14 protein-coding genes are annotated in these 25,268 nt (G+C 60.3%); 8 read left to right on the forward strand and 6 right to left on the reverse strand.

Translation table 11 applies throughout. The annotated features are described in order from the left end of the window. Positions 1-21: 21 nt before the first annotated feature. The 6 genes from JOE32_RS03540 to JOE32_RS03565 form a co-directional block, all read right to left on the reverse strand. On the reverse strand, positions 22-852 hold the full coding sequence (locus JOE32_RS03540) for a carbohydrate ABC transporter permease (RefSeq protein ID WP_003233033.1): 831 nt from the start codon (positions 850-852) through the stop codon (positions 22-24). Positions 853-862: 10 nt separating this feature from the next. Continuing rightward, positions 863-1,753, reverse strand: coding sequence for a sugar ABC transporter permease (locus tag JOE32_RS03545; protein ID WP_057009372.1), 891 nt, complete (start codon positions 1,751-1,753; stop codon positions 863-865). A gap of 153 nt (positions 1,754-1,906) precedes the next feature. Next, positions 1,907-3,229 (reverse strand): sugar ABC transporter substrate-binding protein, encoded by a 1,323-nt coding sequence (locus JOE32_RS03550; RefSeq protein WP_209981483.1) that lies wholly within the window; start codon positions 3,227-3,229, stop codon positions 1,907-1,909. A 251-nt stretch (positions 3,230-3,480) separates the two neighbouring features. Continuing rightward, a complete protein-coding gene (locus JOE32_RS03555) occupies positions 3,481-9,534 on the reverse strand; it encodes a hypothetical protein (protein WP_209981485.1) in 6,054 nt (2,017 codons plus the stop codon). A 161-nt stretch (positions 9,535-9,695) separates the two neighbouring features. Further along, positions 9,696-10,601 carry an AraC family transcriptional regulator gene (locus tag JOE32_RS03560; protein ID WP_209981487.1) on the reverse strand — a complete coding sequence of 302 codons (906 nt, stop codon included), beginning with the start codon at positions 10,599-10,601 and terminating at the stop codon, positions 9,696-9,698. 71 nt (positions 10,602-10,672) lie between these two features. Beyond that, a complete protein-coding gene (locus tag JOE32_RS03565; protein WP_209990308.1) occupies positions 10,673-11,962 on the reverse strand; it encodes a glycosyltransferase in 1,290 nt (429 codons plus the stop codon). Between the two features lie 158 nt (positions 11,963-12,120). Here JOE32_RS03565 and tpx point away from each other — a divergent pair, with 158 nt between their 5' ends. The 8 genes from tpx to JOE32_RS03605 all read left to right on the forward strand — a co-directional run bounded on the left by tpx (position 12,121) and on the right by JOE32_RS03605 (position 25,266). Beyond that, entirely contained in the window at positions 12,121-12,621 is a 501-nt protein-coding gene (gene tpx / locus JOE32_RS03570; RefSeq protein WP_209981489.1) for a thiol peroxidase, read from the forward strand. 232 nt (positions 12,622-12,853) lie between these two features. Then, positions 12,854-14,152, forward strand: coding sequence for an MdtA/MuxA family multidrug efflux RND transporter periplasmic adaptor subunit (locus tag JOE32_RS03575; RefSeq protein WP_209981492.1), 1,299 nt, complete (start codon positions 12,854-12,856; stop codon positions 14,150-14,152). Further along, a complete protein-coding gene (locus JOE32_RS03580) occupies positions 14,149-17,250 on the forward strand; it encodes an MdtB/MuxB family multidrug efflux RND transporter permease subunit (RefSeq protein WP_209981494.1) in 3,102 nt (1,033 codons plus the stop codon). Before JOE32_RS03575 ends, JOE32_RS03580 begins: the two co-directional genes overlap by 4 nt. After that, entirely contained in the window at positions 17,247-20,354 is a 3,108-nt protein-coding gene (locus JOE32_RS03585) for an efflux RND transporter permease subunit (RefSeq protein ID WP_209981496.1), read from the forward strand. The genes JOE32_RS03580 and JOE32_RS03585 overlap by 4 nt, the downstream gene beginning before the upstream one ends. Beyond that, a complete protein-coding gene (locus tag JOE32_RS03590; RefSeq protein WP_209981498.1) occupies positions 20,351-21,817 on the forward strand; it encodes an efflux transporter outer membrane subunit in 1,467 nt (488 codons plus the stop codon). The genes JOE32_RS03585 and JOE32_RS03590 overlap by 4 nt, the downstream gene beginning before the upstream one ends. A gap of 910 nt (positions 21,818-22,727) precedes the next feature. Continuing rightward, a complete protein-coding gene (locus JOE32_RS03595; RefSeq protein WP_209981500.1) occupies positions 22,728-23,144 on the forward strand; it encodes a nuclear transport factor 2 family protein in 417 nt (138 codons plus the stop codon). Then, on the forward strand, positions 23,141-24,610 hold the full coding sequence (locus JOE32_RS03600) for an FAD/NAD(P)-binding protein (RefSeq protein WP_209981502.1): 1,470 nt from the start codon (positions 23,141-23,143) through the stop codon (positions 24,608-24,610). Before JOE32_RS03595 ends, JOE32_RS03600 begins: the two co-directional genes overlap by 4 nt. Then, the gene (locus tag JOE32_RS03605; protein ID WP_209981504.1) at positions 24,607-25,266 is read left to right on the forward strand and encodes a glutathione S-transferase family protein; all 660 of its coding nucleotides are present in this window, start codon (positions 24,607-24,609) and stop codon (positions 25,264-25,266) included. The genes JOE32_RS03600 and JOE32_RS03605 overlap by 4 nt, the downstream gene beginning before the upstream one ends. Positions 25,267-25,268 lie beyond the last annotated feature (2 nt).

Genomic DNA, 25,268 nt, shown 5'->3' on the forward strand with positions numbered 1-25,268 from the left:
ATGGGCCTCCGCTTGCAATTATTATTTGACGGCGCCGAAGGACAAGCCACGCACCAGCTGCTTCTGGCTGATCCAGCCGAAGATCAGGATGGGCGCACAGGCGAGGGTCGAGACGGCGGACAATTTGGCCCAGAACAAACCTTCGGGGCTGGAGTAGGAGGCGATCAACGCCGTCAGCGGCGCTGCGCTGGACGAGGTCAGGTTCAACGACCAGAACGCCTCGTTCCAGCACAGGATCAGCGACAGCAGCACCGTGGAGGCCAGGCCGCCCTTGGCGATCGGCAGCAGCACGCGAACCATTTCCTGCCACAGGGTGGCGCCGTCCAGGCGCGCGGCTTCGAGGATGTCCTTGGGAATGTCCTTGAAGTAGGTGTACACCATCCACACTACGATCGGCAGGTTGATCAGGGTGTAGATGATGATCAGCGCGATGCGCGTATCCAGCAGGCCAAAGCTCTTGGCCAGCAGGTAGATCGGCATCAGCACGCCCACCGGCGGCAACATCTTGGTGGACAGCATCCACAGCAGCGTGCCCTTGGTGCGTTTGGTTTCATAGAACGCCATGGAGTAGGCGGCCGGTACCGAGATCAGCAGGCACAGGGCGGTGGCGCTGAACGAAATGAGTACCGAGTTCCACGCGTAGGCGAAGTAGTTGCTGCGTTCGTTGATGTGCAGGTAGTTCTCCAGCGTCGGCGTGAAAATGAACTGCGGCGGGGTGGCGAACGCGTCGATTTCGGTCTTGAAGCTGGTCAGCACCATCCAGAAGATCGGGAAGAAAATCAGGATCGCGATGGCCCAGGCCAGCGTGCCAAGCAACAGGCTTTGCAGGCGGCGGGATTGTTGAAGCGTCATGGCGCGGCCCTCAAGGCTTGTCAGTCAGGTTTTTGCCGATCATCCGCACCAGGATGATCGCCGCGATATTGGCGATGACCACGGCGATCAAGCCGCCGGCCGAGGCCATGCCCACGTCGAACTGCACCAGCGCCTGGTTGTAGATCAGGTAGGCGAGGTTGGTCGAGGCGTAACCGGGGCCGCCGTTGGTGGTGGTGAAGATTTCGGCGAACACCGAGAGCAAAAAGATCGTTTCGATCATCACCACCACCGCAATCGGGCGGGCCAGGTGCGGCAGGGTCAGGTGCCAGAAGATCGCGATGGCGCCGGCACCGTCCAGGCGCGCGGCTTCCTTTTGCTCCTGGTCGAGGGACTGCATGGCGGTCATCAGCAGCAGGATGGCGAAAGGCAGCCATTGCCACGACACAATGATGATGATCGACAACAGCGGGTAGTGCGCCAGCCAGTCCACGGGTTCGGCGCCGAAGAACTTCCACACGGCGGCGAGAATCCCCGACACGGGGTGGAAAATCAGGTTTTTCCAGATCAGCGCACCGACGGTGGGCATGATGAAAAACGGCGAAATCAGCATCACCCGCACCAGGCCACGGCCGAGGAACTCACTGGCCTCGAGCAGGGCACTGATCAACACGCCAAACACCACGCTGATCAACAGCACGCTGCCCACCAGCAACAGGGTGTTGGTGGCGCCGGGCAGGAACCCCGAGTCGGTGACGAAATAGGTGAAGTTCTCCAGCCCTACGAACTGGTTTTCACCGGGGTAGAGCAGGTTGTAGCGGATCAGTGAAAAGTACAGGGTCATGCCCAGCGGTACGATCATCCACAGCAGCAGCAAGGCCACCGAAGGGCTGACGAGAAACCAGCCAGGGTTGGCCAGACGGTTTTTGGGTGTTGTATTCATGGCAATCAAGACCAGTGCGGAGCATGAATCGGAGTGCGGTCAGTGTGGGAGGGGGCTTGTTCCCGATAGCGGTGTATCAGTTGATGAATCAGTTGGCTGATCCACTGCTATCGGGAGCAAGCCCCCTCCCACATTTACTGTGGTATTCCCAGTTTATTTGGGATAACCCGCCCGCTTCATTTCACGCTCGGTGGTGGTCTGCGCGGCAGCCAGTGCCTGGTCGACCGTCTGCTGACCGGTCAAGGCACCGGAGAAGAACTTGCCCACTTGCGTACCAATCGCCTGGAACTCGGGAATGGTGACCAGCTGAATCCCGATATACGGCACCGGCTTGAGGGTCGGCTTGGTCGGGGCGGCGACTTTCAGCGATTCCAGAGTTACCTTGGCGAACGGTGCGGCCTTCATGTACTCATCGCTGTAGGTCGAGGCACGCGTGCCTGGCGGTACATTGGCGATGCCGTCCGTCTTGGCGACCAGTGCGCCATATTCCTTGGAGGTTGCCCAACTGGTGAACACCTTGGCGGCGTCCTTGGCCTTGGAGCTGGTGGGAATCGCCAGGCTCCAGGAGTACAGCCACGAGGTGCCCTTGTCGGTTTTTTCGTGGGGGGCGAAGGTGAAGCCGACATGGTCAGCCACTTTGCTCTGGGTCTTGTCGGTGACGAACGAGCCGGCCACGCTGGCATCGACCCATATCGCGCACTTGCCGCTGTTGAACAGCGCCAGGTTTTCGTTGAAACCGTTGCTTGAAGCACCCGGCGGGCCGGATTTCTTCATGTTGTCGACGTAGAAGTTCAGCGCGTCCTTCCACTCGGGGCCGTTGAACTCGGGCTGCCACTTCTCATCGAACCAGCGCGCTCCGTAGCCGTTGGCCAGGGTGGTGATCAGCGCCATGTTCTCGCCCCAGCCGGCCTTGCCGCGCAGGCACAGGCCGTACTGCTCCTTGGACTTGTCGGTGAGTTTGGCCGCGTATTCGCCGATCTGGCTCCAGGTCGGGTGCTCGGGCATGGTCAGCCCGGCGTCCTTGAACAGGTCGGTGCGGTAATAGGTGATCGAGCTTTCGGCGTAGAACGGCAGGGCGTACAGCGAACCCTTGACCGACAAACCGTCACGCACCGAAGGGAATACATCATCCAGGTCGTAGGAAGCCGGCAGGTCTTTCATCGGCTCCAGCCAGCCCTTGGCGCCCCACAGTGCAGCTTCGTACATGCCGATGGTCAGCACGTCGAACTGCCCGCCCTGGGTGGCGATGTCAGTGGTGAGGCGTTGGCGCAGTACGTTTTCTTCGAGCACCACCCAGTTCAGCTTGATCTCCGGGTGCTCGGCCTCGAAGGTTTTCGAGAGCTTTTGCATGCGGATCATGTCGCTGTTGTTGACGGTGGCAATGGTCAGGGTCTGGGCGCCGAAGCTGACGGCGCTGAGGGTCATGCAGGTTGTCATGCAGGTAGAGACAAGCAGTGCTTTCGCTGTGAACTTCATCGCGCACTCCATTTCCGCGCCCAGAGGGCTGCAGAAGGACAGTTATTGTTGTTGTGTCTTCCTACAGGTAGTCAGGAAGAGTGTGCGTTGATTACAGCCCTGAAATGCGCTTGTGACAAATCCTTGGGTGCACGTTCGCTGATACTTTTTTGCACTCGTTGGCAGTTTGGCTGAGGGGGGCAGGTCAGGTTAGGCTTGGGCAAAGCGCGCCGATCACACGGTGACGGCGCGCTTGTTCCTGTGCAGGGTGTTCAGGAACGGTTATACCCGTGAGGAAAGGGATTTTTTGGTTTCGTTATGAGATTTTCCATCCAGTTTTTATTCAACGGGCTGATTAATGCCTCTCCCTCCAATATCTTTATATTTTTACCTTCCCACTGGGCCATGACTTTCTTGAGGTTCTGCGTGTATTCGCGAGCGGGACAGGCAATATCGGTCCATGGGTCCACGATCCAGGCGTCGTTCCAGGCTTGCTCGGAAAAGTCGACGGTCCCTGATGGTAGCGTTGAGGGTCCACCCACCACCGTGAACGCGTGAGCGTCCGATGCATACCATTCATAGGCTCTACCGCCGCTCTTATTAATAATGTCCTTGGACAAAATCGCCATTTCTCCGCAGTTGCCAGCCCCGGTTTTAAGCACGAGATTGGCGCGATTTGGCGCGTGGCTCTCCGCAGTATTACGTATCCAACTGAGGGTCTGTAATGCGGCTTGCGCACGCGCCTTATCCGCCGTGGACCGCACTTGATTGCCGGGTCCCAGCCCTGTGGCTTTCATTCCAAGATTGACATTGGATTTGGCTTGCTCTGCATAGAATTTGTTCTGCTGTTCCACCGTTCTGGTTGCGAAGTCAGCAGGTTTATCCAATGCGGCCACTTGTATCGGCCTTAGAGCGATGTCGGCTTTACCGATCGCGTCGTGCCGTTGCAGTTGATAAACGACTTCACGCTGCTGTTCCGGGGTCATCTCTTTACAATAGACTTTTAGCTCATCGACTTCCTGTCTCGTATAGCCAGAACGCTCCAGCGCTTGAAACGCCATATCGAGTTTCGGCAAGGCAATAAAATCGTGATCAATGGGGACGTGGGAAACGCCTTGGCGTATGTTGAGCTTAGCCTTATAGCTCATGACCAACGGTAATTCTCTGGATGTGCATTTTATAAAGGTCAGTTCGTCGCCAGGCGCTTTGTTTAATGTCGCAACGTAAAACTCGCCGATATCCGCTTCGATCACCAAGTATTGATTGGTACTGCCGGTGATCGAGTCCTTAACCACGATACCTCGCAACTCGCGCTTGTCATCGCACGCCGTGCTGATGCTGTTGAGCTTCACCACCCGGCTTTCCCGCGCCAACGCGTCACTGGGTTGCGCACTGTAAAAGCCGAACTGTGGATCCTGCGTGATCGTGCCTTTGACAATGTCCTTGTAGGTGATGCGTTTTTTATCAAGGACGGGCATCAGTTGGGGGCCCATTTCACCTTCAACCAACTTAAACCGACGTCGCTCGAAAATGACGAATTGATCCTTTTTGAACAGCTTCGGTTCCGAGGGGAACAGCCGCACGTGCTCAAGCGCCTGCAGTTCCTGGGTCAACTCACTGGATACGTTGTCGATGATCTTGGAGAAACAGGTGTCATTGGCACCGCGCCTGAATCGGCCAGTGAGCCCTGTCGGGGCTCGGCAGATCGCCTCGAAACCTTCGAGCGGTTTAAAGTGATCGGCCGATTCCAGGTCAGTCAATACACCAGGCGCGTGGGTATCGTAACGGTAGACCTTGCCCTCGTTGATCAGGTCAAAGCCATTGACGCGCGGGAGGGTAAAGGCGTCTTCGGCCAATGATTTTTGCGCTACCAGCGCTGAGGTGCCGTCTGAAAAGGTTTCTTTTTGCACGAGTGATGTTGTGTCGGACACGAACCCTTTCAGCGCCGGCCCATAGGCTTGTGCTGTTTTGCTGTCGTAGGCGTACCAGTTACCTTCCTGGAAGATTGCCGTCACTTTGGTGTGTGGGGGGGTATCGGAGCTTATGACGACACCGTCTTCCATGTTGGATGGCTGCACAAACTTCCCGTCGCCCAGTTCCGCCAGATGGCTTTGCTGCAGTCGACTGGTTGAAAGGAGCGTCTGTGAGGTACTGTTGGCTGTAAGGTCTCTGATCACAAGATCTTCACCTTCTTTGGCGCCGAACTTCTCAATGAATTTGGCAGACACCTTGACCGCCGCCCAGCCTGTACCCGATTTGAGCAGTGACCAGAGTTTGCCTGCACCTTCCGTGGCTGCATACATGACGATGTCGACGCCCAGGTCGTATACCGCTTTCTTATAATCGCCGTTGTAAAGGTCCAGAATACTTGAGCCGCCGGGTACTACTTTCATGAAGCCCAGGAAGACATCACTGGGCTCGACGGCATTGTCCACAGGGTTGAACCCACGTTGTTTGTTGGTGAAATTGGCCTTGTTCAGGTAGGCCGTGTCAACCAGCACTTCGGCCACGTGTTGGAACCTGATACTTTCGTAGTTGGCGGGCGTAGTGCCCGCCTGCTCTGCAAACAAAAGTCGCCTGCCCCCTTCATAAACATTGGGGTCGACAACGTGCAGGGGCGTCAAGACGACGTTGGGGGAGAGTTCAGGTTTTGGCTCTGCGCCACTTTGGAAGGCCTTCAAGTCGATGGTTACGCTGCCGGCTTTGCCGTGAAGCACCGAACGGTCTATCGCCGGGATTTGTATTATTTTTCCAGCGCCCGGGTAGACGGCGAGCGTGTACTGCTTTCCGTAGTGATCGACATCCAGCACGATACCGCCGGTATTTCCCACGGCGTACAGGTTCATTCCGCCATTCTTCAAGGCAACGCGAATCGGCAATGGCAGTTTGCTGAGCATATCCTTGAGTTGCGAAATACTGTGGGTCCTGCGCTGCGTATAGTCCTGTTCGATAGCGTTATTAAATTGCTCTTTTATGACCGGTAATTCAGAGGCGTGCCTGCGCAGGTTCTCGACGTCCACCCCGGGCTTTTCCGGATCCCACTGATCACCCAGACGGCCGGACTCATACACTGCGGCAATGCTCGCTTTAACGCCGGAAAATATCTTGCCGACCCTCTCCCGTACGTACGTATTCTCGAAATCGATAGTGGAACCAAATTTTGCCCGCAACGCTTCAAGGGCCATCGCCCGCCTGCTGGGCGCCTTGACGGTACCCAGAAACTTGCTGGCGGCAGCCACTTCAGTGGTCTGTTTATTCAGGGATTTTTGCGCGGTTGCCATTTGTTCCAGGGTGTATTCATCCTTGTCACTCTTCACGACATGACCGTTGCAGATAGCCCAATCCATCACCGGATTCATCCCGGCCATGGCGCGTTGTTGGGTCTCATCAGCTGAAATGGGATCAATCCCGATAAACCGGGTGATCTGTTCATCACTCATGCCGGTGGCTGCACCGGGGGCTATCTGCTCGACCAGATTTACCCCCATCGTGTAGATGGCAAACTCGGAGGAGCCCAGCGTCGCCGCTGACGGCAGGTCTTTGCGTACAAACTGTGGCGCCATACCTGACTTCAGCAAATGCGAGGCGATCGGGGCCAGTGCCGCGGGTACCTTACCGGTGTCAATCAAGTGTTTATCGAAACGCTGGCTGATTTCGTTGGGGTGAAGTCCCCAGTTATCAGCGTGCATGAAGTGGAAGTCTGCAACCTTATTGCGCGCAGAGCCCGCCTTCGGGTCGAGCTCCAGCACCAGGGCTGTCAACAGCCACTGCTTCAGGCTGGTCGTGGTCGTGCGCCCCTGCATGTCGATTTCCAGCTTCGCGGCAAATTCGACGGCTTTATCACTGGACAATATCCGTTCCAGTGCTTTGTCAGGTTGGGCGTCGAGGCCAGTGATACCGGCGCTTAAATAGCTCCAAAGGCTGTCGTGCTGGCCGATATTGTCTTTCACAAACTCCGCCACCTTGCTGCGCTGTTTAACGCTAAGGGGGAGGTCGGTGGAGAGAAACCCCCAGACGTTGCCCAAGGCCGGTGATTGAGGGACGGGCGTTTGCAACGCCTTTAACAGGTTTTCGGTCTGCTGACTCGACGTGACGTCGTTCCATTTGTTGTCTCGAAGAAACTGCCGAAGAGTTCTGGCACCCTTAGGCTGATGCGACGAATCAGGATCGCTATTGATCCATGTCGAGGTGTCCTCCGCATTGAGGCGTTTAAGCTCACCAATGAGGGCGTATCGATCATTGCTGTCCCCCAATGCTGTTTTTTTTCGGATCAAATCGTTCACGATTCGATCCGTGTCTTCAACAGGCGTAGGGAACTGTTGTGTTCGCCCCATCATCTGCGTTTGTTGTGCGAAGGCCGGGCCGCTGTAGTGGGTGCTGATACCATAAAAATTGCACACCGATTCAAACGGTGCATTGGCGCTGATGGTTCCCGGCAGCTTCATTTCTGCTCCACGTGTTGCGAAGGGCGCTGCGGCATTCAACACTGGCGTGAGCACGTCAAAATACCCAGGGTATTTTTCCGCAAAATCATTGGCGGTATAACGCCGGTCTATGCCATTGACCTTGCCGACCAGCGCCCGGTCCGAGGGGGCATAGCGCAGGGACGCCAAGTCCACTTTCTGTTCGCGGGCCCACTCGATGAACCCGCGTGCGTTCAGCGCCTTGCCAAGGTAATCCCACCATTGTCCGAACAGACTGTCGTGCGGTATCGAATCGATGATTTTGTTGGAGGCTTGGGTGGGATCGGCCTTCACTGCGAGCATTGCGCGGTACATGGCGATGGCCAGTGCGCTTTCGGCGCTTTCTGCTCCTGTTTCCACTGAGTCAGCGTCACTGGATTTAATCGCTTGCGCCAGAGCTTCAAGCCTGGATGGCTTAATGGACGTGTCAGAGAGTTGATTGCTCACTGCCTGCTGTCGCTTGCGCACAACCTGGGACGCCGCATCGTTGGCGGTTGTGTCCACCAATGCTTTGAAACCTTTGTTTTGGGACATCTCTGCTATTCGGCGCAGGACGCTCACCACAGGCTGTTGTGTTGAACCTTGTCGTTCAGGGACCGGCTCGTTGTAAAACCGCATCACTTCGTCCAATGATGCAGATGCGGCCGGATATTCAACGGCAGCGCCAGAGCCGCCTGCCATTTGTTGGACGGCGTTCTTGATTTTTTCCCAGATATCATGCCAATCCGAAACATCGTTCAAGGTGAAGGTCTTGTCCTTGCCTTCGACGTTGCCTGTCAATTCCCCGCTGTCTGGAAGGAATCTGACGCTGGAAGCAGTGATGTTGTTGTTTTTTAAAAAGGTTGTAAAAACGTCGCTGCTCAGCGCTTTTAAAAGGTGTGCGCGCGCCTGGTTAAATGTCGAATATTCCGGAATTTCGTTGAGGATAATCTCAGAGGCCGACAGCCCCATGTGTGTGCTACGCGGTTCCGGCAACAGCTTAATCAATGCCTGACTGCATAGCACCGCCAGCTCTTTGTCAGCGCATTTTACTCTTTCTGCTGCCGTTAACGGCGCGAACTCGGCCAGGCGTTGGTTCAGTTGATGCGGCGGTAAGTCTGCGATCGCCTGGCGGGCCTCTTTTTTTTGCTGGTCGCGCTTGGCAACAAGCTGCGTGTAATGCTTGTCGGATTTGTCCGGCTCTGGGAAGGTGCCTTTCAACAGTTTTTCGATGATAGGCAGCACGTCATCACCGGTAGTGGATCGAGGCAAATCGTAAAACGCGATCAGGTTTCTGAGGGACACGAAATCCTTGTCAGAGAAGTTGATCAGGTCCCGAATGGATAGTTTTTCTACTGCCGCCAGAACGTCCACCGAAGCACGCGCCCAATCGTCATCCGTCCGTGAGTAGATGTCATAGTAAGTGCCCTTTTTGAGCGCAATCAAACTCCCTGTTTTATCGATCATGATGGTGTTGAGGTCAATATCATTGGCCTGCGCAAACGATTTGAACGGCTCCGAGTGCAGTGCGTTCGCAAGTTCGCTCCAGCGCTGACGGAAAGTGGAGTCATTTGGGATTGCTATCTGCTCGGAATCAACAGATGCGTTTTTGTCGAGCTTTTCGCGGATCAGGCCATTGGCAATATCGGCGGCCAGTTGGCGGTCACCACGCTCAACCAGGGCGTCGGCGAATTGGTTGATTTTCTCTTGGCGCGGGTTGGAAGCAGGCGTTGAACCTTGCAGGTCTCTGCGCGTTCGCGAGGCAGGGCGCATGTTCGCCGCGCTGAGCGTGGCAGCGTCGGCAAGCGGCACGCTTGGGGCGCTTTCAGCCGGGTGAGGGTGCTGTGTGTGGAGGGCAGGAAGTTTTTGCGCGCTAATGATCATTGCCTATCCTTGAACCGGCTGTCAGAAAAATATCACCTGCTAAGGAGAGCGGTGATGTTGTTGCTGAGTGGCTGCAGGACTAATGGCGTTCACTAGGCATGTGTGACAGGCAATGTAGCCATTTTTTGATCGTGCCTGCACGGAGGTGGGTGCGGTCAATGTCAGGCGAGGTTCTGCTCGGTCAACCGCTGCACCGCCAACCGCCTATAGTGGGAGGGCGTCATGCCCTTGAGCTGTTGAAAACGCCGGTTGAAGTTGGAAATGTTATTGAACCCCGATTCGAAACACACATCCGTCACCGCCTTCTCTCCGTCAGCCAGCAACTCGCAGGATTTGCTGATGCGTAAACGGTTAACAAATTCGACAAAGGTACGGCCCGTCGCCTGCTTGAACACTCTTGAGAAGTAGGTGGGCTTCATCCCCAGGTAGTCCGCCACTTCCTCCAGCGGCAACTCCCGTGCGTAGTGAGCAAAAATGTAATCCACCGCGCGGTTGGTGCGGTCAATGTTGTGTTCGTCGGCCAATTGCGGCGTGGTGGCGCCCGAGAGCAATTGATAATCCTCACACGTGCTCAGCGCCTCCATCAGGATGAAGAAGTGCCCCAGTCGCGCGATGCCCTGGGTCTCCTCAATGCGCTGCATCAGGCCCATGGCCAGTGCGATGTTTTTTTTGCAGCGAAATTCGATGCCGTACTGTGCGCGCTCCAGCAACGGTTCCAGGCGTTTGAGTTCGGCGAAGACATGGCTGCCGTGTTCGAATAATTCATCGGTGAAGTTCACCAGCATGTCGCGCTTGGGCACCACTTCGTCTTCCTCCACCTGGCTGATCCAGTTGTGGGGCAGGTTGGGGCCGGTGAGAAACAGGCTTTCCGGGTAGAAGTTGCCGATGTAGTCACCGATAAACACCTTGCCCGAGCTGGCAACGATCAAGTGCAGCTCGTATTCCTTGTGGAAATGCCAGCGCACCAGCGGGCAGGGGAAACCGTGCTGGCGATAGATGATGGACAGACCGTTGTGATCGTCCATCAGTTCGTAGGAAGGGTCGGTAACTCGCGTTGCTCGGGTCATGGCGCCGTCGCTTTATTGTGATTGCTGCACAGGATAATGCCTCCTCACGCACCACCTCGCCAGCGCCGGCCTCATAGGGCGCGGTTTTTTGCCTCGATCCACTGCGACATGTACTGCGTGCTCTTGTGGGCATGGTGACGCAGCATGCTGCCGGTGAAGTTGTTGCGGCGGTGGTTGGCGAGGTGGATGCGGCAGTTTTCCAGGCATTGCACCAGCGCCGGGCCGTGGATGCGCTGGTCATAGCGGCGGGCGAGCAGTTGGCGACCCTGTTCCTGGGCCTGGGTCCAGCGCTCACGGTCCTGATAAAGGGCGACGGCGGCGGCGGCGAGCGCCTGGGCTCGGTGTTCGATCATGCCGGGCCAGGGCTGTTCATCGCCCATGGCTTCGGCACCGATGGGCGTGGTGACGTTGGGTGTGCCACACAGCATGGCGTCGGCCAGTTTGCCTTTTATCCCCGCGCCAAAGCGTAGCGGCGCCAGGCAGATGCGCGCGGCGCTCATCACCTGCAGCGCATCTTCGGCCCAGTTCAGCACATGAAAACCCTGCGCCGGGTTGTGCAGGGCAGTGGCCTTGGGCGGTGTGTAAGCGCCATAGATGTGCAATTGGACGCCCGGCAGTTGCTGGCGGATCAGCGGCCAGATGCTGCTCTTCATCCACAGCACGGCATCCCAGTTGGGGGCGTGGCGAAAGTTGCCGATGCTGAGAAAATGCGCGCGGTCTTCAAAGGGCGCAAAGGCGGCGGTGGGCGGCTGCATCATCAGCGGGCACCAGTGGAGCAGGGCGGCTGGCACCTTGAATTGCTCGGTGAGCAGGCGGATTTCCACGTCGGAAATCATCAGGCTGATATCGCAGCGATAAATGGCAGCGATTTCGCGTTTGGCGAGGTCCGTGTCAGCCATGCGCTGGAATTCGTCCCTCAGCGCAGGGGCGAACAGAGCAGTGAAGTCGTCACTGTCGGAATGCGCTTTTGCGTGCTCCTTGAAACGCTGGTGACGTGCGTCGCGCAGGCTTTGCAGGTCCGAGGTTTCCAGCACGCGCAGCGCGCCGGGGCAGCACTTTTCCACGCGCCAGCCGAATTGCTCTTCCATCATGAAACGGTCGAACAGCACGATATCCGGGGCCAGCTCACGGATAAACTCATCGAAACTGCTGTTATTGAGTTCGATGGCGCATTCGGCGATGCCCAGCGTCGACAAGTCGGCCTTATGCTCGCCGAGTGCGGCCGGACTGCTAAAGGTAATGTCCCAACCTTGGGTGAGAAACGTCTCAAGAATCTGCATCATATGCCCGCCTGCGGCCGAGGAACGGGGTTCCGGCCAGACGTAACCAATAACCAGGACTTTGGTGGAGGGCTGATTTATCAAGGGCGGGTTCCTGAAAAGGGGCGGGCAAAAAGCGTGCAATTAAACCACAACCCGGGGTGATGACAATTTGCCTGCGGGGTAGGTAGCGGCGGTACTTTGTGGTTAACTTCGGCCTCTCGAATTCGTTTCATCAAACCCGTATAAGGATTTCGTTCATGGCTCAAGTCACTCTCAAAGGTAACCCTGTCCAGGTTGAAGGCGAACTGCCACAGGCCGGTTCCCAGGCTCCCGACTTTACCCTGACCGCCGGTGACCTGTCGGATGCCACCCTGGCTTCCTTCGCCGGCAAGCGCAAAGTGTTGAATATCTTCCCAAGCGTCGATACCCCGACCTGCGCCACCTCGGTGCGCAAGTTCAATGCCCAGGCCAACGAGCTGAGCAACACTGTGGTGCTGTGCATTTCCTCCGACCTGCCGTTCGCCCAGGCGCGTTTCTGCGGTTCCGAAGGCCTGGAAAACGTGAAAAGCCTGTCGGATTTCCGCAGCGCTGCCTTCTCCCAGGACTACGGTGTCGATATCACCGACGGCCCACTGCGCAGCCTGACCGCCCGCGCCGTGGTAGTGCTGGACGAAAACGACACAGTGCTGCACAGCGAGCTGGTGGCTGAAATTGGCCAGGAGCCAAACTACGAAGCCGCCCTGGCTGTTTTGAAGTAACTGTTTCGGTACATTACTGCGATTTTGCAGTAATACGCCTGATACATGCTTGCGGCCTGGCCTCGTCCAGGCCGTTTTTATTTGAGCTTCAGCGGCTTAGCGAAATAGCATTTGAACTAAGCTGCAACGGTTGAAACCTGTAAGCCCAAGGTAAATAGCCGGTAAAGGCGCTTTTCTTAAACTGCCCCAGTGCTTATCTTTCAGCCTCCCAAAGAAGAAGCTCTCGCGCCCAATGGTTGATCACTCCATGCAATCCTCCCCCCGCAACTCCCGCCGCTGGCTGTTCGGCCTGCTTGTGCTGCTGGTTATCGCCGGCCTGTGCTGGAAATTCTGGCCCGGCAGTAGTGCCCACAAGGACGCGGCGGCGGGGCACACCGGCAAAACCGGCATGGCCCGCCCGGGCTTCGGCGGGTCCACCGGGCCGGTGCCGGTGCGTGTGGCGCCGGCGGTGCTGGGGGAGTTCCCGGTGTACTACAAGGCGTTGGGTACGGTCACCGCGCTCAACACCATCAATGTACGCAGCCGGGTCGGTGGGGAACTGGTCAAGATCGCCTTTGAAGAGGGGCAGATGGTCAAGGCTGGCGACCTGCTGGCGGAAATAGATCCGCGCAGCTACCAGAACGCCTTGCTCCAGGCCCAGGGCACGCTGCTGCAGAACCAGGCGCAGTTGAAAAACGCCCAGGTTGACGTGCAGCGTTATCGCGACCTGTACAAGCAGGACAGCATCGCCAAGCAGACGCTGGACACCGCCGAAGCGCTGGTCCTGCAATACCAGGGCACGGTCAAGACCAACCAGGGCGCGGTGGATGACGCGAAGCTCAATCTCGAATTCACCAAAATCCGCGCACCGATTGCCGGCCGCGTTGGCCTGCGTCAGCTGGACGTCGGCAACCTCGTCGCCGCCAACGACACGACCGCCCTGGCCGTGATCACCCAGACCCAGCCGATCAGCGTGGCTTTTACCCTGCCGGAAAACACCCTGGACACCGTGCTCGCCCGTTACCACGCCGGCAACAAACTGCCGGTTGAGGCCTGGGACCGTGGCGACGCGAAGAAACAGGCCGTCGGCGTACTGCAAAGCCTGGACAACCAGATCGACGTCACCACCGGCACCCTGAAATTCAAGGCACGCTTCGATAACAAGGATCGGGCACTGTTTCCCAACCAGTTCGTCAACGTACACCTGCTGGCCGATACCCTGCGTGACGTGGTGCTGGCGCCGTCCGCCGCGATCCAGTTCGGCAACAACGGCACCTTCGTCTACGTGCTCGATGGCGACCGGAAGGTCAAGGTTCAGCCGCTGGTAGTCGGCGATACCGACGGCGACAACACCGTGATCAAAGAGGGCCTGAAGGCTGGTGACCGCGTGGTCATGGAAGGCACCGACCGGCTCAAGGACGGCAGCGAAATCGAAGTGGTCAACGACAGTGCCGAAGTGCCCACCACCCCGACCGAACACCTGCAAGGCAAACCTGCGGCCAAAACCGAGAGCGGCGTTAACGCCGGCAAGGCGCAAAAGGTCGGTTCATGAACCTGTCGCGGCTGTTTATTCTTCGCCCGGTCGCCACCACGCTGAGCATGCTGGCCATTGTCCTGGCCGGCATCATCGCGTACCGGCTGCTGCCGGTATCGGCGTTGCCCCAGGTGGATTACCCGACGATCCGGGTGATGACCCTGTACCCCGGCGCCAGCCCCGACGTAATGACCAGCGCGGTCACCGCGCCGCTTGAGCGCCAGTTCGGGCAAATGCCCGGCCTTACGCAGATGGCGTCCACCAGCTCCGGCGGCGCCTCGGTGCTGACCCTGCGCTTCAACCTCGACATCAACATGGACGTCGCCGAGCAACAGGTGCAGGCCGCCATCAACGCCGCCACCAACCTGTTGCCCAAGGACCTGCCGGCGCCGCCGGTGTACAACAAGGTCAACCCGGCGGACACCCCGGTGCTGACCCTGGCAATCACCTCCAAAACCATGCTGCTGCCCAAGCTCAATGACCTGGTCGACACCCGCATGGCGCAAAAGATCGCGCAGATCAGCGGCGTCGGCATGGTCAGCATCGCCGGCGGCCAGCGTCAGGCCGTGCGCATCAAGGTCAACCCCGAGGCCCTGGCAGCCAACGGCCTGAACCTGTCGGACGTGCGCACCCTGATCGCCGCGTCCAACGTCAACCAGCCCAAGGGTAACTTCGACGGTCCCACGCGGGTGTCGATGCTCGACGCCAACGATCAACTGGTCTCGCCCCAGCAATACGCCGAGCTGATCCTCGCCTACAACAATGGCGCGCCGTTGCGTCTCAAGGATGTGGCGCAGATCGTCGACGGCGCCGAAAACGAACGCCTTGCCGCCTGGGCCAATGAAAACCAGGCTGTGCTGCTCAATATCCAGCGCCAGCCGGGCGCCAACGTCATCGAGGTGGTCGACCGCATCAAGGCGCTGCTGCCGAGCATCACCGACAACCTGCCGGCCGGTCTGGATGTGGCCGTGCTCACCGACCGCACCCAGACCATTCGCGCCTCGGTCACCGATGTGCAGCACGAATTGCTGATTGCCATTGCCCTGGTGGTGATGGTCACGTTCCTGTTCCTGCGCCGGGTCAGTGCGACCATTATTCCGTCGATCGCCGTGCCACTTTCACTGGTGGGCACCTTTGGCGTGATGTACCTGGCCGGGTTCTCCATCAACAACCTGACGCTGATGGCCCTGACCATCGCCACCGGTTTCGTGGTGGACGATGCCATCGTGATGCTGGAAAACATCGCGCGCTATATCGAGGAAGGGGAGACGCCCATGGCGGCAGCGCTCAAGGGCGCGCGGCAGATCGGCTTCACCCTGATTTCCCTGACGCTGTCGCTGATCGCCGTGTTGATTCCGCTGCTGTTCATGGCTGATGTGGTGGGGCGGCTGTTTCGCGAGTTCGCCATCACCCTGGCGGTGGCAATCCTGATCTCCCTGGTGGTCTCGCTCACCCTCACGCCGATGATGTGCGCGCGCTTGCTCAAGCGCGAGCCCGAGGAAGCGGAGCAAAGCCGCTTCTACAAGGCCAGCGGCGCCTGGATCGATTGGCTGATCAACGGCTACGCGCGCATGCTGCAATGGGTGCTCAGGCACCAGCCGCTGACCCTGCTGGTGGCCATCGCGACCCTGGGCCTCACCGTGGTGCTGTACCTGGTGGTGCCCAAGGGCTTTTTCCCGGTGCAGGACACCGGGGTGATCCAGGGTGTTTCCGAGGCGCCGCAGTCGATTTCGTTTGCCGCCATGAGCCAGCGCCAACAGGAACTGGCCAAAATCATCCTGGCCGACCCCTCCGTAGAAAGCCTGTCGTCCTATATCGGCGTGGACGGTGACAACGCCACGCTCAACAGTGGCCGTTTGCTGATCAACCTCAAGCCCCACGCCGCACGTGACCTGAGCGCGACCGAGGTGATCGCACGCCTGCAACCGCAGATCGACAAGCTGGTGGGCATTCGCCTGTTCATGCAACCGGTGCAGGACCTGACCATCGAAGACCGCGTCAGTCGCACCCAATACCAGTTCAGCATGTCGTCCCCGGACGCCGAGCTGCTGGCGCTGTGGAGCGGCAAGCTGGTGCAGGCCCTCAGTCAGTTGCCGGAGTTGACCGACGTCGCCAGCGACCTGCAGGACAAGGGCCTGCAGGTGTATCTGGTGATCGACCGCGATGCGGCCTCGCGCCTGGGGGTCAGCGTGTCGACCATTACCGATGCGCTGTACGACGCCTTCGGCCAGCGGCAGATCTCGACCATCTACACCCAGGCCAGCCAGTACCGTGTGGTATTGCAGGCCCAGTCGGGCGAAACCCTCGGCCCGGAGGCGCTGAACCAGATCCACGTGAAAACCACCGATGGCGGCCAGGTGCGGCTGTCGAGCCTCGCCCGCGTGGAACAGCGCCAGGCGCAGTTGGCGATTGCGCACATCGGTCAGTTCCCGGCGGTGATGATGTCGTTCAACCTGGCCCCGGGCGTCGCGCTGGGCAAAGGCGTGGAACTGATCAACCAGACGCAGAAGGACATCGGCATGCCGGTGGGCGTGCAGACCCAGTTCCAGGGCGCGGCCCAGGCGTTCGAGGCTTCGCTGTCGAGCACCCTGCTGCTGATCCTGGCGGCGGTGGTCACCATGTACATCGTGCTTGGCGTGTTGTACGAGAGCTATATCCACCCGATCACCATCCTCTCGACTCTGCCCTCGGCAGCGGTGGGCGCGTTGCTCGCCTTGCTGCTCAGCGGTAATGACCTGGGCATGATCGCGATCATCGGCATCATTTTGCTGATCGGTATCGTGAAGAAGAACGCGATCATGATGATCGACTTCGCCCTCGACGCCGAACGCAACCAGGGCCTTGACCCGCAGACGGCGATCTATCAGGCGGCGCTGCTGCGTTTCCGGCCGATCCTGATGACCACCCTGGCCGCGCTGTTCGGTGCGGTGCCGCTGATGCTCGCCAGCGGTTCCGGCGCCGAGTTGCGCCAGCCCCTGGGCCTGGTGATGGTCGGCGGCCTGCTGGTGAGCCAGGTGTTGACGCTGTTCACCACACCGGTGATCTACCTGTACTTCGATCGTCTGGGACGGCGTTGGCGCAAAGAGCCGCAACGCCTGGCGCCGGTTGAGCCATGAACCTGTCCGGACCTTTCATTCGCCGGCCGGTCGCCACGCTGCTGCTGAGCCTGGCGATCATGCTGCTGGGCGGTGTCAGCTTCAACCTGCTGCCGGTGTCGCCCTTGCCGCAGATCGACTTCCCGGTGATCGTGGTGTCGGCCAGCCTGCCCGGGGCCAGCCCCGAAGTGATGGCGTCCACCGTGGCCACGCCGCTGGAGCGTTCCTTCGGCTCGATTGCCGGCATCACCACCATGAGCAGTTCGTCCAGCCAGGGCTCCACTCGGGTGATTTTGGCGTTCGACTCCGACCGCGATATCAACGGCGCGGCAAGGGAGGTGCAGGCCGCCATCAACGCGTCGCGCAACCTGCTGCCCAGCGGCATGCGCAGCATGCCCACCTACAAGAAGATCAACCCGTCCCAGGCGCCGGTCATGGTGCTGTCGCTGACCTCGGACGTGTTGCAGAAGGGGCAGCTCTACGACCTGGCCTCGACCATCCTCTCGCAAAGCCTGTCCCAGGTGCCCGGCGTGGGCGAAGTGCAGATCGGCGGCAGTTCGCTGCCGGCGGTGCGCATCGAACTGCAACCCAAGGCCCTCGACCAATACGGCGTGGCCCTGGACGATGTGCGTAACACCATCGCCAATGCCAACCAGCGCCGGCCCAAGGGCTCGCTGGAAGACAGCCAGCGCAACTGGCAGATCCAGGCCAACGACCAGTTGGAAAAAGCCAAGGACTACGAGCCGCTGCTGATTCGCTACCAGAATGGCGCGGCCCTGCGCCTGTCGGACGTGGCGAAGATCACCGACGGCGTCGAAGACCGCTACAACAGTGGCTTCTTCAACAACGATTCGGCGGTGCTGCTGGTGATCAACCGCCAGTCCGGCGCCAACATCATCGAAACGGTCAGGCAGATCAAGGCGCAGTTGCCGGCGTTGCAGGCGGTGTTGCCGTCCAGCGTCAAGCTCAGCCTGGCCATGGACCGCTCACCGGTGATCACCGCCACCCTGCATGAAGCCGAGATGACCCTGCTGATCGCGGTGGGCCTGGTGATCCTGGTGGTGTACCTGTTTCTCGGCAATTTCCGCGCGTCGCTGATCCCGACCCTGGCGGTGCCGGTGTCGCTGGTGGGCACCTTCGCGGTGATGTACCTGTATGGGTTCTCGCTGAACAATTTTTCGCTGATGGCGTTGATCCTCGCCACCGGCCTGGTGGTGGACGATGCCATCGTGGTGCTGGAGAACATCTCCCGGCATATCGACGACGGTGTGCCGCCGATGAAGGCAGCGTATCTGGGCGCTCAGGAAGTGGGCTTTACTTTGCTGTCGATGAACGTGTCGCTGGTGGCGGTGTTCCTTTCCATCCTGTTCATGGGCGGCATCGTCACCAGCCTGTTTCGTGAGTTCTCGATCACCCTGTCGGCGGCGATCATTGTGTCGCTGATCGTCTCGCTGACCCTGACCCCGATGCTCTGTGCACGTTGGCTCAAGCCCCAGGTCAAGGGCCGCATGACCGGGCTGCAGCGCTGGAGCCAGAAGGTCAACGACCGCATGGTGGCCGGCTATGCCATCAGCCTGGACTGGGTGCTGCGCCATCGGCGCCTGACATTGCTCAGCCTGCTGCTGACCATCGGCGTGAACGTCGCGCTGTATGTGGTGGTGCCCAAGACCTTCATGCCTCAGCAGGACACCGGCCAGCTGATCGGCTTCGTGCGCGGTGACGACGGCCTGTCGTTCAGCGTGATGCAGCCGAAGATGGAGACCTTCCGCAAGGCAGTGCTCAAGGACCCGGCGGTGCTCAGCGTGGCCGGCTTTATCGGCGGCAACAACGGCACCAACAACGCGGTGATGCTGGTACGCCTCAAGCCGATTGCCGAGCGCAAGGTGTCTGCCCAGGCGGTGATCGAGCGCCTGCGCAAGGACGTGCCGCTGGTGCCGGGCGGGCGCCTGTTCCTGATGGCCGACCAGGACCTGCAGTTTGGCGGCGGTCGTGACCAGACCAGCGCGCAATATTCCTACATCCTGCAAAGTGGCGATCTTGCCGCGCTGCGGCTGTGGTACCCGAAAGTGGTCGCCGCCTTTCGTACGTTGCCGGAGCTGACCGCCATCGATGCGCGGGAGGGCCGGGGGGCGGCGCAGGTCACGCTGATTGTCGACCGTGACCAGGCCAAGCGCCTGGGCATCGACATGGACATGGTCACGGCGGTGCTCAACAACGCCTACAGCCAGCGGCAGATTTCCACCATCTATGACAGCCTCAATCAGTATCAGGTGGTGATGGAGGTCAACCCCAAATATGCCCAGGACCCGATCACCCTCAACCAGATGCAGGTGATCACCGCCGATGGCGCACGGGTGCCGTTGTCGACCATTGCCCATTACGAAAACAGCCTGGCCAATGACCGGGTCAGCCACGAGGGCCAGTTCGCTTCGGAAAACATTGCCTTCGACATGGCCCCCGGGGTCACGGTGGAGCAGGGCACGGCCGCGATCGAACGGGCGATTGCCAAGGTCGGCTTGCCCGAGGACGTGATCGCCAAGATGGCCGGCACCGCCGACGCCTTTGCCGCCACGCAGAAAGGCCAGCCGTTCATGATCCTCGGCGCGCTGGTGGCGGTGTACCTGGTGCTGGGTATTTTGTACGAGAGCTACATTCACCCGCTGACGATTCTTTCGACGCTGCCGTCGGCCGGGGTCGGCGCCATGCTCGCCATCTACCTGACAGGCGGCGAGTTCAGCCTGATCTCCCTGCTCGGGCTGTTCCTGCTGATCGGCGTGGTGAAGAAAAACGCGATTTTGATGATCGACCTGGCGTTGCAACTGGAGCGCAACGACGGCCTGGGCCCGCTGGAATCGATTCGCAGCGCCTGCCTGCTGCGTCTGCGGCCGATTCTGATGACCACCCTGGCGGCCATCCTCGGCGCCTTGCCCTTGTTGCTGGGCAGCGGCGACGGTGCGGAAATGCGCCATCCGCTGGGCCTGACCATCATCGGCGGCCTGGTGTTCAGCCAGGTCCTGACCCTTTACACCACCCCGGTGGTCTACCTCTATCTCGACCGCGCACGCCACCGTTTCAACGCCTGGCGTGGCGTGCGTACCGATGCTGCCCTGGACTCTGCGCTATGACCGATTCAACGTTTGCCCAATGCGCCATGTTCCGTGGGTCCCGCGTGGCGAGCCTTTTGCTGTGCGGCCTGTTGCTCAGCGCGTGTGCCATTGGCCCCGATTACAAACGCCCGGAGGTGATCGAGCCGGCCCAGTTCAAGGAAGCCCAGGGCTGGCGCCAGGCCACGCCGAGCGACTCCCTGGCCCGTGGCGCCTGGTGGGAGCTGTACGGCGACCGCCAATTGAATGACCTGGTGACGCGTTTGAACACCTCCAACCAGACCGTGGCCCAGGCCGAAGCACGTTTCCGTCAGGCCCAGTCGCTGGTGCGCAGCGCCCGTGGCGCGTTTTACCCCAGCGTCGACCTGAGCGTCGGCAAGACCCGCGCAAGCCAGGGCACCGGCAGCAGCAACGCGAGCCTGAGCAGTTCCAGCAGCGGTATCCGCGACACCCTTAACGCGCAGTTGGGCGTGAGCTGGGAGGCGGACGTGTGGGGCAAGTTGCGCCGAGGCCTGGAAGCCAACGAGGCCAGCGCCGAAGCCAGCGCTGCGGATCTCGCGGCGATGCGCCTGAGCCAACAGTCGGAGCTGGTGCAGAGCTACCTGCAATTGCGCGTGATGGATGAACAGACGCGCTTGTTGCAAGCCACGCTGGACACCTATCAGCGTTCGCTGCAGATGACCGAAAACCAATACCGCGCCGGCATTTCCGGCAAGGACGCGGTCGCCCAGGCACAAACCCAGCTCAAGACCACCCAGGCCAGCCTGATTGACCTGATCTGGCAGCGCGCGCAACTGGAAAACGCCATCGCCGTGCTGGTTGGCGAGGCCCCGGCCAACTTCAACCTGGCGGTGAGCAAGGACATTCCCGCGTTGCCGCAAATCCCGCTGAGCCTGCCTTCGCAACTGCTCGAACGGCGCCCGGACATCGCATCGGCCGAACGCTCGGTGATCGCCGCCAATGCCAATATCGGCGTGGCCAAGGCCGCCTACTACCCGGACTTGAGCCTGAGCCTGGCGGGCGGGTATACCAGCAGTACCTATGCCGACTGGATCAGCCTGCCGAACCGCTTCTGGTCGGTGGGGCCCAAGCTTGCGATGACCCTGTTCGACGGCGGCCAGCGCTCGGCCGAGGTCGACCGCACGGTGGCCTCCTACGACGAGACCGTGGCCAAGTACCGCCAGACGGTGCTGGATGGGTTCCGTGAAGTGGAAAACTACATGGTGCAGCTCAAGGTGCTGGAAGACGAGGCGGTGGTCAGCAACGAAGCGCTGGACGCCGCGCGTGAGTCGTTGCGGTTGACGCAGAACCAGTACAAGGCAGGGTTGATTGCGTATCTGGATGTGGTGACGGTGCAGGCGACCGCATTGAGTAATGAGCGGACGGTGTTGACGTTGCTGCAGACGCGTTTGGTGGCGAGTGTGCAGTTGATTGCGGCGTTGGGTGGGGGGTGGGATGGGGTTACTGCTTCTGGGGGGGAGTGATTGGGTGTATAGCCGTTTGGGTGTATAGCCGTTATTGGGGGATGGCTACTGGCGGTTCCGCCCTTACGGCGGGTCACTTTTGGAAAAGAGCCCCAAAAGTAACCAAAAGGGCTCTTGCCCCACCACTCGGCACCTCGCTTAGGCTCGGTGTGCCCGCACGCAGGCTTGAATCCGTGGGCCGCCGCAATGGGCCATCCATGGCCCAGTGCGGCTAACCCGGCGTCCTGCCGGGTTACCCACGGATTCAAGCCTGCGTGCGGCCAGCGTGGTTGACGGGGCGCTTGAGATCAAGATCAAAAGCCAAAGCAGAGCCAGAGCCAGAGCAAAGCAGATCAAAAGCAGTGTGATATCCAACAGACAAATGGAGATCAACTGTGGGAGGGGGCTTGCTCCCGATAGCAGTGGGTCAGCTACCCATAAGCTGACTGACACTCAGCCATCGGGAGCAAGCCCCCTCCCACAGTTTGAACAGCGCCAGGTAGGAAAACCTCGGTCGGCTCTAAGGCCGCCGCGCTCTTGATCTTGATCTGAGGCGCCCCGTCAAACACGCTGGCCGAACGCAGGCTTTGGAGCGTGGGTAACCCGGCAGGACGCCGGGTTAGCCGCGCTGGGCCAAGGATGGCCCATCGCGGCGGCCCACGCTCCAAAGCCGGAGTGAGGGCACACCGAGCCCAGGCGAGGTGCCGAGTGTTGGGGCAAGAGCCCTTTTGGTTACTTTTGGGGCTCTTTTCCAAAAGTGACCCGCCGTAAGGGCGGAACCCATACCCGCCATAACCGCAGCAACGGATATGTACCCCACCAGCCACCCAGCCACCCAACACACTTCGACCCAGCCCGAAGCATCCCCCCTCACCAATTCCCTATAGTCACAGGCTCTCTCAGCCCAGCGCTGCCACCCAAGGAAACCGCCATGACTTCGTCCATCGACCCTGGCCTGCTGGATATCTACGAATCCTGGCACTCCACCGTCTGTGCCGGCGACCTGGCCGCCACCGCCGCGCTCTATGCCGAAAACGCAGTATTCGAAACGCCGCTGGTGCTGGCCATCTACCCCGATCACGGCAGCGGCGTGCTGGAAGGACGCGCCACCATCCAGCGCTTCATGGAAGACAGCAAACGCAAGTTCCCCAGCGACCTCGCCGAGTGGTATCGCAGCGACAAGGCCTTCATCAACGGGCGCAACCTGACCTGGGAATACCCACGCAAGACGCCCAAGGGCGAGCAGGTCGATTTGATGGAAATGATGGAAATCGAAAATGGCCTGATCACCTACCACCGTGTGTACTGGGGCTGGTACGGCGTGCGCTTGCTGGCGCGGGCGTTGTGAGCTTCAGTCGTGCGGTCGCCATTATCGGCGGCTCGGTCACTGGCGTTGCGGCCTTTATTGCGCTGGTGCGCACGGGGAAGGCGCGGCGTATCGACCTGATCGATCCCCAGGGACTCGCCGACTCGATCGCCTTTACCGCTGCCGAGCAGGGGCTGTTGTGCAACACCTCGGTGCAGACGATGTCGGTGCTCGACGATGACCCGCAGGACTTCCAGCGTTACCTGAACGCCCAGGGCATTGCCGCCAGTGAGGACGGTTTCGTGCCCAGGGCCTGGGTGTCGGGCTACCTCAAGCAACGCTACTCGGAGTATCTCGACCTCGCCGAGGCTCAGGGCATCGAGCATCGGGTGGTGCGCGCGACGGTGCGGCGCATCAAGCCGGTTGCGCCTGGTCGCTATCAATTGCAGCTGGACAATGGCGCCGAGCTTTACGCCTCGGCGGTGCTGGTGTGCACCGGCAGCGCGGCGCCCTGTGTGCCGCCGCAGGTCGCAGCGCATGTGGGCACGCCGGGTATTTTCACCACGCCGTACCCCACCGGCGCCTGGTTGCAGCACTTGCATAAACCGTCGCGGGTGCTGGTGCTCGGCAGCCGTCTGTCTGCTGTCGACAGCGCACTGCTGCTGTGCGGCGCGGGGCATCGCGTGTTGATGGCTTCACCCTCCGGACGCTTGCCCGGCGTGCGCACGGCCACGCCACGGCGCAGCGCGGTTGCGCTGGATGAGGCGCGATTTGCCCGGCTCGACCTGGAAAGCCCCAGGCTGTACTGGCATCTGCTGCGCCTGCTCGCAAAGGCGGCCAAGGCCATCAATGGGCGTCCGCTGCGCGAACAGATTGATCGCAGTCGCGATGCGGCTCAACGCCTGCGCGGTGAAATCGCCCTGGCCAGTTGTGGCGCGACCGATTGGCAAAACCTGCTGGTGCACTGCATGGACCTGGCGGACCTGAAACTGCGCGCCGCCCCTGCGGCGGTGCGTACGGCCGCGCTGCAAAACTGCTGGGAAGCGGTGGGGCGCTATCTGTTCGCGGTGCCCCTGCAAACCGCCGTCACCCTGTCGCAGTGGATCGACGAAGGCCGCCTGCAACTGGCCGCGCATGTGCCCACCCGGCTTGAGTGGCAGGGCCGTTGGCTCGCCCATGATGACCATGGCAACAGCCACGCGGTCGACGCCGTGGTGTGTGCCAGTGGTTTTCACAAACAACAGTTCCATGCCACGCCTGATGGCCTTGAGTTGCAGGTGTCATCTGGTGCGCCCTGCATCCCTCCGGCGGTCTCTGCGCAATTGCAGGTCAGCCTGCCGGGTGCCGACCGGCCGGACAACATCTGGCTGCTGGGCGTGGCGTCCTACCTGGCGGCGCCGATGGTCAACTCGGTGTACCAGTCGGTGCGCCAGGCTGCCGAGGTGGCACTGATGCTCAGCGAGCACCCGGCCTTCAGCGACGAACAGGCAAGTGAGGCAGTGGCATGAAAGTGTATGGCGACCGAGGCTCAAGCAACACCCGGCGGGTGCTGACCACCGCCGCTTACCTGGGGCTGGACGTTGAATTCGTCTTCCTCGACCTGTTCAGCGGCCAGAACCGCACACCGGAATACCTGGCCCTTAACCCCAACGGCAGCATCCCGACCTTCGTTGACGGCGATGTGGTGCTGTTCGAGGCCTCGGCCATCATGATCTATCTGGCCGAGCAGAGCGGTTCTGCACTGCTGCCCGAGGGCAAGGCGAAGTACGAAACCCTCAAGTGGATGTTCTGGGCCGCCGAACATTTTCGTCGCGGGCCCACGGTGCTGATCGAGCAGCGCTTTATGGAACGCCTCAAGGGCCATGCCGAAAACCCTACCCTGGTGGCCGAGGCACTGCACGCGATCCATCGCTACACGGCGGTGCTCGACGAGCATCTGCGCACCCGTGCATTCATGGTCGGCGACGCCCTGACCCTGGCCGATATCGACCTGGCGGCGCCGCTGAGCCATATCCCGCGCACCCAGGCGCCGTTCCTTGAGTATCCCCATGTGGCGGCCTGGTACGCGCGCATCAACGCGATCCCGGCCTGGCAGCAGAGCGGGGCGGCGCAGGAGCGGCGTATCGTGGACATAGAGGGGCTGTTCAGCGCGCAACCCGCTTGAGG

Source organism: Pseudomonas sp. PvP025, from assembly GCF_017832155.1.
In the GTDB taxonomy this organism is placed as follows: Bacteria; Pseudomonadota; Gammaproteobacteria; order Pseudomonadales; family Pseudomonadaceae; genus Aquipseudomonas.